The following is a 13,125-nucleotide window of genomic DNA, read 5'->3' as shown; positions in this document are numbered from 1 at the left end:
CCTAACCACTACTGACTACTCCCTATTCCCTAAATTAAGCCGCTTCGGCGGCCAGGCGCTGTGCCTTCTCGACCGCTTCCTCGATGCCGCCGACCATGTAGAAGGCCGCCTCCGGCAGATGGTCGTAGTCGCCGTTGCAAAGGCCCTTGAAGCCCTTGATGGTGTCGGCGAGGTCGACCAGCTTGCCCGGTGCGCCGGTGAACACTTCGGCGACGAAGAAGGGCTGCGACAGGAAGCGCTCGATCTTGCGGGCGCGGGCAACCGTCTGCTTGTCCTCTTCCGACAGCTCGTCCATGCCCAGGATGGCGATGATATCCTGCAGCGACTTGTAGCGCTGAAGAATCGACTGCACCTGGCGGGCGACCTGGTAATGCTCTTCGCCGACGACCATCGGGTCGAGCATGCGCGAGGTCGAATCGAGCGGATCGACGGCGGGATAGATGCCCTTTTCCGAAATCGCGCGGTTGAGCACGGTCGTCGCGTCGAGGTGGGCGAACGAGGTCGCCGGTGCCGGGTCGGTCAGGTCGTCGGCCGGCACATAGATCGCCTGCACCGAGGTGATCGAGCCCTTGGTCGTCGTGGTAATACGCTCCTGCAGCGCGCCCATGTCGGTGGCCAGCGTCGGCTGGTAGCCCACGGCCGAAGGAATGCGGCCTAGCAGCGCCGACACTTCCGAACCCGCCTGCGTGAAGCGGAAGATGTTGTCGACGAAGAACAGCACGTCCTGGCCCTGGTCGCGGAAATATTCGGCAACCGTCAAGCCGGTCAGGCCGACGCGGGCGCGGGCGCCCGGCGGCTCGTTCATCTGGCCATAGACGAGCGCCGCCTTGGATCCTTCGCCGCCGCCCTTCTTGTTGACGCCGGACTCGATGAACTCGTGATAGAGGTCGTTGCCTTCGCGGGTGCGCTCGCCGACGCCGGCGAACACCGAGAAGCCGCCATGCGCCTTGGCGACGTTGTTGATCAGTTCCTGGATCAGCACCGTCTTGCCCACGCCGGCGCCGCCGAACAGGCCGATCTTGCCGCCGCGGGCATAGGGGGCCAGCAGGTCGAGCACCTTGATGCCGGTGACCAGGATCTGCGCTTCCGTCGACTGCTCGACATAGGTCGGCGCCGGCTGGTGGATCGAGCGCATCTCGATGCCGTCGACTGGGCCTGCCTCGTCGACCGGCTCGCCGATGACGTTAATGATGCGGCCGAGCATGCCCGGGCCGACCGGCACGGTAATCGGTGCACCGGTGTCATAGACGTCCTGGCCGCGGACCAGCCCTTCGGTCGAGTCCATGGCGATGCAGCGCACGGTGTTCTCGCCCAGATGCTGGGCAACCTCGAGCACCAGGCGATTGCCGACGTTGATCGTCTCAAGCGCGTTCAGGATCGCCGGCAGATGTTCGCCGAACTGGACGTCGACAACGGCGCCGATGACCTGCCGAACCTTGCCGGCCAGGCCGGTTTTCTTGATGCTGGCGGCCGGCGTATTCACAGCGGCGGCCTTGGTTGCTGCCGCCTTCTTGGCCGGAGCGGCCTTGGTTGCTGCCGCAGCCTTTGCTGGTGCCGCGGCCGTAGGGGCTGCCGTCTTCGGGGTCGCTGCTTTCGCCATCGTCTTTACCCTTTTCGTCTCTTTGTTTCTCACACGCTTGAGGTCGATGACCTCCTTGTGAGCGTGCCTAGAGCGCCTCGGCGCCCGAAATGATTTCGATCAATTCCTTGGTGATCTGCGCCTGCCGCTGGCGGTTGTAGGTGATCGACAATTTGTTGATCATGTCGCCGGCGTTGCGCGTCGCATTGTCCATGGCGCTCATCTTGGCGCCCATCTCGCCGGCAGCATTCTCGAGCAGCGCGCGAAAAACCTGCACGGAAATGTTGCGCGGGATGAGATCGGAGAGGATTTCGCCCGGCTCCGGCTCGTATTCGTAGACGGCGCTGCCGCCATCCTTCACTTCCGCGGCAGCCGAAGGCGCGCCCGCCGGGATAATTTGCTGCGCCGTCGGGATCTGGCTGATCACCGACTTGAACTGCGAATAGAACAGCGTGCAGATGTCGAAGCCGCCTTCGTTGAACAGGTGGATCACCTTCTTGGCGATGGCATCGGCATTGACGAAGCCCAGCGTCTTGACCTCGCGCAGATCGACACGCTCGATGATCAATGCCCCGTAGTCGCGGCGCAATATGTCGAACCCCTTCTTGCCGACGCAGATGATCTTGACCTGCTTGCCGTCGGCCAGAAGCTTGCGGATATGGTCGCGGGCAAAGCGGGCGATCTGCGAATTGAAACCGCCGCACAGACCGCGTTCGGCCGTGCAGACGACAAGCAGATGCACGTCGTCCTTGCCGGTGCCGGTCATCAGCGCCGGGGCATCGCCGCCGCCGCCGATCGCCTGGGTGATGTTGGCCAGCACCGCGCCCATGCGCTCCGAATAGGGACGCGCCGCTTCCGCCGCTTCCTGCGCGCGACGCAGCTTCGCCGCGGCGACCATCTGCATCGCCTTGGTGATCTTCTGCGTCGCCTTGACCGAGGCGATACGGTTACGAAGGTCTTTTAACGAAGGCATGCTTCAAACCTGATCCCGTCCGTCCTGCTCAAGCAAAGGTCTTGGCGAAGGCGTCGATTTCTGCCTTCAGCCTGGCGCGCAGATCGTCGGACAGCGCCTTCTCCTTGCGGATGCCGTCGAGCACGTCCTTGCCGGCCGAGCGCATATGCGACAACAGGCCATGCTCGAACTTGCCGACCTGGTTGATCGCAAGCTTGTCGAGATAGCCGTTGACGCCGGCGAAGATCACCGCGACCTGCTCCTCGACTTTGAGCGGCGAGAATTGCGGCTGCTTCAGCAGCTCGGTCAGGCGCGAGCCGCGGTTGAGCAGGCGTTGCGTGGCGGCATCGAGGTCGGAGCCGAACTGCGCGAAAGCAGCCATTTCGCGGTACTGCGCAAGCTCGCCCTTGATCGATCCGGCAACCTGCTTCATCGCCTTGATTTGCGCCGAGGAGCCGACCCGCGACACCGACAGGCCGACATTGACCGCCGGACGGACGCCCTGGAAGAACAGATTGGTTTCCAGGAAGATCTGGCCGTCGGTGATCGAGATGACGTTGGTCGGGATGTAGGCCGAAACGTCGTTGGCCTGCGTCTCGATGATCGGCAGCGCCGTCAGCGAACCGCCGCCATTTTCGTCATTGAGCTTGGCGGCGCGCTCAAGCAGGCGCGAGTGCAGGTAGAAGACGTCACCCGGATAGGCCTCGCGGCCCGGCGGACGGCGCAGCAGCAGCGACATCTGGCGATAGGCGACGGCTTGCTTCGACAGATCGTCGTAGCTGATCAGCGCGTGCATGCCGTTGTCGCGGAAATATTCGCCCATGGTGCAGGCGGTGAACGGCGCCAGGAACTGCATCGGCGCCGGATCGGAGGCGGTCGCGGCGATGATGATCGAATAGTCGAGCGCGCCGCGCTCTTCCAGGACCTTGACGAACTGCGCCACCGTCGAGCGCTTCTGGCCGACGGCGACATAGACGCAGTACAGCTTTTCCTTCTCAGGGCCGTGGTCGTGCACCGATTTCTGGTTGAGCATGGTGTCAAGGATGATCGCGGTCTTGCCGGTCTGGCGGTCGCCGATGACCAGTTCGCGCTGGCCGCGGCCGACCGGGATCAGCGCGTCGATGGCCTTGAGGCCGGTCGACATTGGCTCGTTCACCGATTTGCGCGGGATGATGCCGGGCGCCTTGACGTCGACGCGCTTGCGCTCGGTGGCCTGGATCGGGCCTTTGCCGTCGATCGGGTTGCCGAGCGCGTCGACGACGCGGCCGAGCAAGCCCATGCCGACGGGCGTATCGACGATGGCGCCGGTGCGCTTGACGGTGTCGCCTTCCTTGATGTCGCGGTCGGCGCCGAAGATGACGACGCCGACATTGTCGGCTTCGAGGTTGAGCGCCATGCCGCGGATGCCGCCGGGGAACTCGACCATCTCGCCGGCTTGGACATTGTCGAGACCGTAGACGCGGGCGATACCGTCACCGACGGACAGCACCTGGCCGACTTCGGAGACCTCGGCCTCCTTGCCGAAATTCTTGATCTGGTCTTTCAGAATTGCGGAAATTTCCGCGGCGCGGATGTCCATCAGCCGACCTCTTTCAGTGCAAGCTTGAGCGAATTGAGTTTGGTTTTGAGCGACGTATCGATCTGGCGCGAGCCGATCTTGACCACCAGTCCGCCGAGCAGCGACGGATCGACGGTGACCGTGATCGCCACGTCCTTGCCGGCGACGCTTTTCAGCGCCGCTTTCAGCTCGGTTTCCTGGGCAGGCGTCAGCGCATGCGCCGAGGTGACCTCGGCAGCGGTCTCGCCACGGTGTTCGGCGGCGATCTGGCGGAACGCCTTGATCATGCCGGGCACGGCAAACAGCCGGCGATTCTGGGCAACGACGCGCAGGAAATTGCCGGTGAGGCCGGCAATCCCTGCTTTGTCGGCGATCGCGGCGATCGCCTTGGCCTGGTCCTCGCTGGAGAAGACCGGGCTCCTGATCAGCCGCGAAAGGTCAGCGCTGCCTTCGAGCATGGCTTCGAACCTGTTGAGGTCGGCCTCGACGCTCGCGACCGAATTGGCCTGCAGCGCGAGTTCGAACAGCGAACCCGCATAGCGCTCTGCGACACCTGAGATTGGCGATGACGATTGGGCCACGGACCGTCTTTTCTCTTTTCTGACAGGCCGCAGATTGTTGGCGCGAGCAAAAACTCTGGCTAAATCTTTGACCTTACTGCATTTTTCCAAGCACGGAGGCGCGGCTTCCGCTATCCCCGGTCGAAAGTCGATTGCCGTCTAGCACAGGGATTTTCAGACCGCAATGCGTCGTCCGGCATGGTTTTCAGGCACTATTGTCGCATCCGCTGGCCGAGTTCAGCAACCAACCCCGGATTGATCCCTGATTCAGGGCAAAAAGCCGAAGACGAAGGCGAGCGGCAAGGCGGCCAGCACCAGTTCGACGACGATGGAACCCCAGTTGAAAGGTGTGTTGGCGCCATCCGACATCATCGACAGCAGCCGGCCGAAGGCGGTGAACAGCCAGGAAAAGCCGAGCGCCATGTAGAGCCATGGTTGCGCCAGCAGAATGCAACATAGGCTGACGCCGAGATAGAAGCCCGACATCCTGCCGCGAGCTTCGGCGATCGCCGCCGCCTTCTCCGGCTTGACCTGCAGCCGCAGGATGCGGAATGCCAGCTGTGGCGCCAGGAATAGCAATAGGCCGAGCAACAAGGTCGCGACCGCGCTCGACCATGCCAGCCACTCGCCCTGGCTCATCGGCCACGGAAACGCAAATTCCATCTTGTCCCTCGTAAATGCATAGTCGAAATTTCGGACATTCTAGCGAAGCAACTGACATGCGCCAGATGGGCCGTCGGCAATATGCAGGGCGCGACCGTTGTCTCGACCGGGGCTAACAGGAGGGCTGTTTTTTTCTGCACAATTCCTATATTGCGACTACATGAGACCACAAGGGGTTCCGCGCATGAAGACGATGCAACTACGAGAGGCAAAGGCCAGCCTTTCCGCGCTCGTGGAGGCTGCTGAGAACGGTGAGCCCACGGTTATCACCAAGCACGGCAAGCCCGCAGTCATGGTGGTGTCAATCGGTGAGGGACGGAAACTTTATCCGCAGAACAGCCAAAAAGACTTCGTGGATTTCCTGCTTCGGTATCCAGGCGGCATCGAGCTTGAGCGAAACGAATCGCCGTCGCGGTAAGTGGAGTTTTGACCGGCTATCTGCTTGATAAGTCTTTTCTCTCGGCATTTGCACCTGGTCGGCCTCTGCTTCCGTCACACGTGCAGAACTGGCTTGCCGAACAAAGAGAACGCGGCTCTTGGCAGCTCTCGTCGATAGTTATCTTGGAGGTGGAACGAGGCATCCTTCCCATCGATTTAGCTATCGTGCGAGAGGCCGGAAAACTCGAGGACGCCACGATCGCCAGAGGCGCCAATCCGGGTCTGGCGGACGTTCTGATCGCAGCTACTGCCCGTTTGCACGGCCTGTCAGTTTTGACGGCCAACACCCGGCATTTCGCGATTCTCGACGTGCCTTACCTGAACCCATTCACCGAAGGCGTCTCGAAAGGGTAATTCGACAGCTTACAAGAAGCTCTGCGGGTCGATGTCGACCTGGACTCGCACCGAGCCCCTTATCTTCGGTCCCTCGGCCAGCATGGTGCGAATGAACCCTTGCATGTCGGCGCGCCGCTCGCCCTGGATCAGCAGGCGAAAGCGATGGCGGCCGCCGATCAATGACAGCGGCGCCTCGGCCGGGCCGAGCACGAACAGGTCGGTGGCTTGCGGCGCGGCGCGACGCAGGCCACGGGCGTGCCCTTCAGCTTCGGCCCGTGTCGCCGCGCTGACGATGACGCCGGCGAGCCTGCCGAAGGGCGGCAGCCCCGTCCGCTCACGCTCGGCGATCTCGCGCTCGTAGAAGGCCTCGGCATCGCCGGAGACGATCGCGCGCATCACCGGGTGGTCGGGCTGGAAGGTCTGCAGCAGGCCGAGGCTCTTCTTGCCGGTGCGGCCGGCGCGGCCGGTCACCTGGCTGAGCAGTTGGAAGGTGCGCTCGGCGGCGCGCGGGTCACCATTGGCAAGGCCGAGATCGGCATCGACCACACCGACCAGCGTCATGTTGGGGAAATTATGGCCCTTGGCGACGAGTTGCGTGCCGATGACGATGTCGGCCTCGCCATTGGCGATGGCTTCAAGCTCGAGCCGCAGCCGTCGCACGCCGCCCATCAGGTCGGACGACAAGACGATGGTCCGGGCATCGGGGAAATGCGCGACGACCTCCTCGGCGATGCGCTCGACGCCCGGCCCGCAGGCGACCAGATGGTCGAGCGTGCCGCATTCCGGGCAGGCTTCGGGCCGGCGTTCATTGTGCCCGCAGTGGTGGCAGACGAGCTGGCCGCGAAAGCGATGCTCGACCAGCCAAGCCGAGCAGACCGGACAGCCAAAGCGGTGGCCGCAGACCCGGCAGAGCGTCAGCGGCGCATAGCCGCGCCTGTTGAGGAACAGCAGCGACTGTTCCTTTCTCTCCAGCGTCTGCCGCATATGGCCGAGCAGCACCGGCGACAGGAAGCCGCCGCGTGCCGGCGGCGCGCGGCGCATGTCGACCGTCTTGAGATCGGGAAGTGCCGCCTCGGCAAAGCGCGCCGAAAGCACCGCCCTGCTGTAGCGGCCCTGGCTGGCATTGACCCGGCTTTCGACCGACGGTGTCGCCGAAGCGAGCACGACTGGGAAGCCCCCGATATGGCCGCGCACCACGGCCATGTCGCGCGCGTTGTAGAAGACGCGATCCTCCTGCTTGTAGGCGGGATCGTGCTCTTCGTCGACGACGATCAGTCCAAGCTCCCTGAACGGCAGGAACAGCGCCGAGCGCGCGCCGGCAACGACCCGCACGCCGCCTTCCGCCACCTGTCGCCAGACCTTTTCGCGCATTCTTGGCGGCAGGTCCGAGTGCCACTCCGCCGGCTTGGCGCCGAACCGCTCCTGGAAGCGTTCGAGAAAAGCGTGGGTCAGCGCAATTTCCGGAAGCAGGATCAGCACCTGCTTGCCACGATCGAGCGCCGCCGCGACCGCCTCGAAATAGACCTCCGTCTTGCCGGATCCGGTTACACCGTCGAGCAGGGTGACACCGAATGTGCCGGTCGCGACATTGGCGCGCAGCGTCTCGGCGGCATCGCTCTGGTCCGGCATCAGTGAAGGCTGGGTGTAGCCCGGGTCGGGTGCTGCGACTACCGGCCGCGGCGGGATCATCACCGTCTCGAATACGCCCTGCGCCCGCAGCCCGTCCACCACCGTCGACGACACGCCTGCCGCATGCGCCAGGCCGGACCGCGTCCAGGCCAGTCCGCCTTCGGCTGTCTCCAGCACGCGCGTTCTCGCCTCCGTCATCCGGTCGGGTCTGGCGAAGGTGCGCTGCAGCCCTTCGATCCACGGCTCCGGATCGAACGCCTCTGGCGCCCTGAGCAGCATGCGCGCCACCATGCCGGGCGGCGACAGCGTGTACTGCGCCACCCAATCGACAAAACGCCGCATCGCGCGGTCGATCGGCGGGCAGTCGAAAACCTGCTCGATCGGCCGCAATTTCTTCGCGTCGACCTTTTCGACGACGCCGTCCCAGACGATGCCGGCGACCTGGCGGGGCCCAAGCGGAACGCGCACGATCGAGCCCGGCACCACGCGCATGCCAGCCGGCACGGCATAGGTGTAGGGGCGCTCGGCGGGCATCGGCACCAGCACCGGTGCGGCCGCGACAAAGGGCGAATCTTCGATCATGAGGCGTGACCTTGCCCCGACTTTGGTCTAGATCAAAGTCCGACCCCAAATGTGCATGACGTGCACATGAAAAATCTTCAGGAGACCGCCATGAAATTTTTTGTCGACACCGCCGATGTCAAGGAAATCCGCGAGCTGAACGATCTGGGGCTACTCGACGGCGTAACCACCAATCCGTCGCTGATCCTGAAATCCGGCGGCAAGATCGCCGACGTCACAAGAGAGATCTGCGAGATCGTCAAGGGCCCGGTCTCGGCCGAAGTCGTCGCCACCGAATACAAGGACATGATGGCGGAGGCCAAGATCCTGGCCAGGATCGCCGACAATGTCTGCATCAAGGTGCCGCTGACGCTCGACGGCCTGAGAGCCTGCAAGGACATCCGGTCGGACGGCCGCATGGTCAACGTCACGCTGTGCTTCTCGGCCACCCAGGCGCTGCTCGCCGCCAAGGCCGGCGCCTCCTTTATCTCGCCCTTCGTCGGCCGCATCGACGACAGCGGCTGGGACGGCATGGAGCTGATTGCCGATATTCGCACCATCTATGACAATTATGACTTCCAGACTGAAATCCTGACCGCTTCGGTGCGCACCGTGAACCATGTCAAGCAGGCGGCGCTGATCGGCGCCGACGTCATCACCGCGCCGCCGGCAACGCTCAAGGCACTGGTCAAGCACCCGCTGACCGACAAGGGCCTGGAGCTGTTCCTCGCCGACTGGGCAAAGACCGGGCAGAAGATCGGCTGAAGCGACTATCCTGCGAACAAAAAAGGCCGAGCAATCGGCCTTTTTTGCAGATTGCGCACTCTGGAAACACCTAGCTTGCCGCCGGCTTGCCGTGCTTGATCAGATCCTGGGCGATCGACAGCCGCAGCACATCCGCCAGTTCGCGCGCCGCACGGTTCTCGGCGTCGATCTGGGCTCGGTATGACGCGAATTCCTGGCGGGGCCTGTCGTATGACGACGGAATCGAGCGCTTGCCCCTCGCTATGACCGTGCCCGTCTTGGCATCGCTGAGCACATAGTTGGCGGTCAGCGTCACGGTGCCGGCGGTCGGCTCGTCCTCGTCGGTCGTGACCTGCTCGATTGCCGCCGATTCGACGAGTTCGGAGACGCCCAGATCAAGCGAATAGACCGGCGAAGCTGGCTCGCCGGCGCCCTGGCCGAGTGCGAAGATCAAATTGTTGCGGACCTGCTGGGCGTAGCGGGTCTTGACCGGCTTGACGGAGATCGATGCCAGCTCGGCAGCAGCGCCGACCTGCGAGCCGGCGACCAGCGGCGCGCTCGAATAGAGCGGCCGCACCGTGCAGGCGGAAACCAGCGCCACCGAGGCGAGCAGCCCGCAAAGCACGATACGGCGCACCGTCAGCTCTGTCTTTCGCGGCTTAGGCAACGACATTGACGATCCTCTGCGGCACGATGATCACCTTGCGCGGCGCCTTACCTTCGAGCGCTTTCTGAACGAAGTCGAGAGCCAGAACCGCCTTTTCGACCGCACCTTGATCCGCGTCGCGGGCAATTGTCAAATCGCCGCGTTTCTTGCCGTTGACCTGCACCGGCAGTACGATCTCGGCGTCGACGACAAGCGAGGGATCGTAGTCCGGCCAGGGCCGTTCGGCGACAAGGTCGGTGCCGCCGAGCGTCTGCCAGCACTCCTCTGCCAGATGCGGCATGACCGGCGCGATCAGGTGCACCAGGACCTCGACGGCCTCACGGCAGGCCGCTTGCAGCGCCGGACCGGCTTTGCCCTCTGCCGCCTCGTTGAGCGGTACGGTCAAGGCATTGGCGAGCTCATAGATGCGGGCGATGGCGCGGTTGAAGGCGAGCTTTTCGATGTCCTCGCCGACCGATTTCAAGATCTTGTGCGCGGCCTTGGACACTGTCCCGGCCTCGCCGTCCTTCGCCGCCTCTGGCCGGACTCCGGCGAGCGATTCGGCAGCCGTCGACACCAGGCGCCAGATGCGCTGGATGAAGCGATGCGCGCCGGCCGCACCCTCGTCGGTCCATTCGACATCGCGCTCGGGCGGCGAGTCCGACAGCATGAACCAGCGCGCCGTATCGGCGCCGTAGCCATCGGTGATCTCTTCCGGGCTCACCGTATTCTTCTTCGACTTCGACATTTTTTCGAGCGGACCGATCACCGCCTCTTCGCCGGTGGCGATTTCGAAGGCGCGGCGCTTGCCGTCGGCGTCTTCCAGCCTGACCTCGCTGGGCGCAAGCCAGCGGCCGTTGGAGGCGCCGCCAACCCGATAGGTCTCGTGCACCACCATGCCTTGCGTGAACAGGCCCCTGAACGGCTCGGCCAGATCGACATGGCCGGTCTCGCGCATGGCGCGGGTGAAAAAGCGCGAATAGAGCAAATGCAGGATCGCATGCTCAATGCCGCCAATATACTGGTCGACCGGCAGCCATTCAGTCGCGGCCTTGGGATCGGTCGGATCGTTTGCCCAGGGCGCTGTGAAGCGCGCGAAATACCACGAAGAATCGACGAACGTGTCCATCGTGTCGGTTTCGCGCCGCGCGTCCTTGCCGCAACGCGGGCATTTGACGTGCCGCCATGTCGGATGGCGATCGAGCGGATTGCCCGGCCGGTCGAACTCGATATCATCCGGCAGCTCGACCGGCAGGTCGGCTTTCGGCACCGGCACCACGCCGCAATCCTCGCAATGGATCATCGGGATCGGGCAGCCCCAATAGCGCTGGCGCGAAATGCCCCAGTCGCGCAGGCGGAAGTTCACCTTGCGCTCAGCCATTAGCCGGTTGCCGATGGTCTTTTGTTCCAGCAGCTTCGCCACCTCGTCGAACGCCTGATCAGGCTTCATGCCGTCGAGGAAGCGCGAATTGATCATCACGCCGTCGCCGACATAGGCCTCATCGATGACTTGGAAGCTGCCTTGATTTTCGCCTTCCGGCATCACCACCGGAATGACCGGCAGGCCGTATCTGTTGGCGAAGTCGAGGTCGCGCTGGTCACCGGACGGGCAGCCGAAGATGGCGCCGGTGCCGTAGTCCATCAGCACGAAATTGGCGACGTAGACGGGCAGCGTCCACTTCTCGTCGAACGGATGGACGACGCGAATGCCGGTATCGAAGCCCTTCTTCTCGGCCGTCTCCAGGGCCGCCACCGAGGTGCCCATATGGCGGACCTCGTCGATGAACTTTGCCAGCGCCGGATTGTCTTCGGCGGCCTTTTTGGCCAGCGGATGGTCGGCGGCAATCGCCATGAAGGAGGCGCCGAAGATGGTGTCGGGCCTTGTCGTATAGATTTCGAGCTCATGCTCGTCGGCGACTGTCTTGGCCAGCGGCCAGCGGATCAGCAGCCCTTCCGAACGGCCGATCCAGTTCGCCTGCATCAGCTTCACTTTTTCCGGCCAGTCGTCGAGTTGATCGAGCGAATCCAGCAGGTCCTGCGCGTAGTCGGTGATCTTGAAGAACCACTGCGTCAGCTCGCGCTGTTCCACCAGCGCGCCCGAGCGCCAGCCGCGTCCGTCGATGACCTGCTCGTTGGCAAGCACCGTCATGTCCTCCGGATCCCAGTTGACCTTGGAGGATTTGCGCGTCACCAGCCCCTTCTCGACGAAATCGAGGAACAGCATCTGCTGGCGGTGATAGTAATCGACATCGCAGGTGGCGAACTCGCGCGCCCAATCGAGCGACAGGCCCATGACCTTGAGTTGCTCGCGCATGGCGGCGATGTTCTGATAGGTCCAGTCCTTGGGATGGACCTTGTTCTGCATCGCCGCGTTTTCGGCTGGCATGCCAAAGGCGTCCCAGCCCATCGGGTGCAACACGTTGAACCCCTTGGCCCGCTTGTAGCGCGCCACCACGTCGCCCATCGTATAGTTCCGCGTATGGCCGATATGGATGCGCCCCGACGGATAGGGGAACATCTCCAGCACGTAATATTTCGGGCGCGGGTCGTCATTGTCGGCTTCGAACAGCTTCTTGGCGTCCCAGGCCTTCTGCCATTTGGGCTCTGACGCGCGCGGATTGTATCGTTCGGTTGCCATCGGGTGTTTTTCACTTAAAAGCATGCGCGAGCCGCCGGACAATGCCCGGGCGGCTCAGGAAATGTCGTCGCGGTGTTCACCATGGATTGCCGGACCCGTCAACTGCGGCGATCCGGCGAAAAGCCAAACACAGGCAGGATATAGGCATGGCGAGCGCCGTCGAACAGCTTTTCACGGTCAAGGCAAGGATCGCTGCCGCCGAGCGCGAGGCAGGACGCGACGCCGGAGCGGTGGCGCTGGTCGCGGTCTCGAAAACCTTCGACGCCGCCGATATCCGCCCCGTCATCGAGGCCGGCCAGCGCGTCTTCGGCGAAAACCGGGTCCAGGAAGCACAAGCCAAATGGCCGGTGCTGAAACATGACTTCCCCGAGATCGAGCTGCATCTGATCGGTCCTCTGCAATCGAACAAGGCGAAGGAAGCTGTCGCGCTGTTCGACGTCATCGAAACCGTCGACCGTGAAAAGATCGCCGCCGAACTCGCCAAGGAGATCGCCAGGCAAGGCCGGTCACCAAGGCTGTATGTCCAGGTCAACACCGGCTCCGAGCCGCAAAAGGCCGGCATCGAGCCGCGCGAGGCTGTCGCCTTCGTGGCCCGCTGCCGCTCGGTTCACGGCCTCGCCATCGAAGGGCTGATGTGCATTCCGCCGGCCGGCGAGAACCCCGGTCCGCATTTCGCGCTGCTGGAAAAGCTTGGGCTTGAGGCCGGCGTCGACAAGTTCTCCATGGGCATGTCCGGCGACTACGAAACCGCGATCGCCTTCGGCGCGACCAGTGTCAGGGTTGGATCGGCGATTTTCGGCGCCAGATGAGGCGCAGCCGGC

At 63.6% G+C, this 13,125-nt stretch carries 12 protein-coding genes; 4 read left to right on the top strand and 8 right to left on the bottom strand.

What is annotated here, in order from left to right:
- Positions 1–34: 34 nt before the first annotated feature.
- The 5 genes from atpD to NKJ35_RS18040 form a co-directional block, all read right to left on the bottom strand.
- The gene (gene atpD, locus NKJ35_RS18060) at positions 35–1,600 is read right to left on the bottom strand and encodes a F0F1 ATP synthase subunit beta (RefSeq protein ID WP_352648926.1); all 1,566 of its coding nucleotides are present in this window, start codon (positions 1,598–1,600) and stop codon (positions 35–37) included.
- A gap of 67 nt (positions 1,601–1,667) precedes the next feature.
- Positions 1,668–2,552, bottom strand: a complete 885-nt coding sequence (locus tag NKJ35_RS18055; RefSeq protein WP_254820454.1) for a F0F1 ATP synthase subunit gamma — start codon at positions 2,550–2,552, stop codon at positions 1,668–1,670.
- Positions 2,553–2,580: 28 nt separating this feature from the next.
- Positions 2,581–4,110 (bottom strand): F0F1 ATP synthase subunit alpha, encoded by a 1,530-nt coding sequence (gene atpA, locus NKJ35_RS18050; protein WP_352648923.1) that lies wholly within the window; start codon positions 4,108–4,110, stop codon positions 2,581–2,583.
- Positions 4,110–4,670, bottom strand: coding sequence for a F0F1 ATP synthase subunit delta (locus tag NKJ35_RS18045; protein ID WP_352648921.1), 561 nt, complete (start codon positions 4,668–4,670; stop codon positions 4,110–4,112). The genes atpA and NKJ35_RS18045 overlap by 1 nt, the downstream gene beginning before the upstream one ends.
- Before the next feature lie 246 nt (positions 4,671–4,916).
- On the bottom strand, positions 4,917–5,312 hold the full coding sequence (locus tag NKJ35_RS18040) for an AGROH133_08824 family phage infection protein (protein ID WP_352648919.1): 396 nt from the start codon (positions 5,310–5,312) through the stop codon (positions 4,917–4,919).
- Positions 5,313–5,496: 184 nt separating this feature from the next.
- On the opposite strand from NKJ35_RS18040, the gene NKJ35_RS18035 reads away from it, so the two are divergent.
- Together NKJ35_RS18035 and NKJ35_RS18030 are read left to right on the top strand one after the other, a co-directional pair.
- Positions 5,497–5,730 (top strand): type II toxin-antitoxin system Phd/YefM family antitoxin, encoded by a 234-nt coding sequence (locus NKJ35_RS18035; protein ID WP_254820451.1) that lies wholly within the window; start codon positions 5,497–5,499, stop codon positions 5,728–5,730.
- An 8-nt stretch (positions 5,731–5,738) separates the two neighbouring features.
- A complete protein-coding gene (locus NKJ35_RS18030) occupies positions 5,739–6,104 on the top strand; it encodes a PIN domain-containing protein (RefSeq protein WP_352648917.1) in 366 nt (121 codons plus the stop codon).
- Between the two features lie 9 nt (positions 6,105–6,113).
- Here the strand turns inward: NKJ35_RS18030 and NKJ35_RS18025 are convergent, their stop codons facing one another.
- Entirely contained in the window at positions 6,114–8,297 is a 2,184-nt protein-coding gene (locus tag NKJ35_RS18025; RefSeq protein WP_352648915.1) for a primosomal protein N', read from the bottom strand.
- Between the two features lie 90 nt (positions 8,298–8,387).
- Between NKJ35_RS18025 and fsa the strand changes: the two genes are divergently transcribed.
- Positions 8,388–9,041 carry a fructose-6-phosphate aldolase gene (fsa, locus tag NKJ35_RS18020; protein ID WP_023678103.1) on the top strand — a complete coding sequence of 218 codons (654 nt, stop codon included), beginning with the start codon at positions 8,388–8,390 and terminating at the stop codon, positions 9,039–9,041.
- Between the two features lie 70 nt (positions 9,042–9,111).
- Here fsa and NKJ35_RS18015 read toward each other — a convergent pair whose 3' ends face one another.
- Positions 9,112–9,693 carry an LPS assembly lipoprotein LptE gene (locus NKJ35_RS18015; RefSeq protein ID WP_352479576.1) on the bottom strand — a complete coding sequence of 194 codons (582 nt, stop codon included), beginning with the start codon at positions 9,691–9,693 and terminating at the stop codon, positions 9,112–9,114.
- Complete coding sequence (gene leuS, locus NKJ35_RS18010) at positions 9,680–12,304, bottom strand: leucine--tRNA ligase (protein ID WP_352648913.1); 2,625 nt, start codon at positions 12,302–12,304, stop codon at positions 9,680–9,682. Before leuS ends, NKJ35_RS18015 begins: the two co-directional genes overlap by 14 nt.
- Positions 12,305–12,450: 146 nt before the next feature.
- On the opposite strand from leuS, the gene NKJ35_RS18005 reads away from it, so the two are divergent.
- On the top strand, positions 12,451–13,113 hold the full coding sequence (locus NKJ35_RS18005) for a YggS family pyridoxal phosphate-dependent enzyme (RefSeq protein WP_352648911.1): 663 nt from the start codon (positions 12,451–12,453) through the stop codon (positions 13,111–13,113).
- Positions 13,114–13,125: the final 12 nt, after the last annotated feature.

The organism is Mesorhizobium sp. M0136 (genome assembly GCF_040322515.1).
GTDB lineage: Bacteria > Pseudomonadota > Alphaproteobacteria > Rhizobiales > Rhizobiaceae > Mesorhizobium.
This window is presented reverse-complemented; position numbering and strand designations above follow the sequence as displayed.

Coding starts and splice junctions, on each gene's coding strand:
- NKJ35_RS18035 (WP_254820451.1), top strand. CDS start 5,497: ATGAAGACGATGCAACTACGAGAGGCAAAGGCCAGCCTTTCCGCGCTC.
- NKJ35_RS18025 (WP_352648915.1), bottom strand. CDS start 8,297: ATGATCGAAGATTCGCCCTTTGTCGCGGCCGCACCGGTGCTGGTGCCG.
- leuS (WP_352648913.1), bottom strand. CDS start 12,304: ATGGCAACCGAACGATACAATCCGCGCGCGTCAGAGCCCAAATGGCAG.
- atpD (WP_352648926.1), bottom strand. CDS start 1,600: ATGGCGAAAGCAGCGACCCCGAAGACGGCAGCCCCTACGGCCGCGGCA.
- fsa (WP_023678103.1), top strand. CDS start 8,388: ATGAAATTTTTTGTCGACACCGCCGATGTCAAGGAAATCCGCGAGCTG.
- NKJ35_RS18055 (WP_254820454.1), bottom strand. CDS start 2,552: ATGCCTTCGTTAAAAGACCTTCGTAACCGTATCGCCTCGGTCAAGGCG.
- NKJ35_RS18005 (WP_352648911.1), top strand. CDS start 12,451: ATGGCGAGCGCCGTCGAACAGCTTTTCACGGTCAAGGCAAGGATCGCT.
- atpA (WP_352648923.1), bottom strand. CDS start 4,110: ATGGACATCCGCGCCGCGGAAATTTCCGCAATTCTGAAAGACCAGATC.
- NKJ35_RS18015 (WP_352479576.1), bottom strand. CDS start 9,693: ATGTCGTTGCCTAAGCCGCGAAAGACAGAGCTGACGGTGCGCCGTATC.
- NKJ35_RS18040 (WP_352648919.1), bottom strand. CDS start 5,312: ATGGAATTTGCGTTTCCGTGGCCGATGAGCCAGGGCGAGTGGCTGGCA.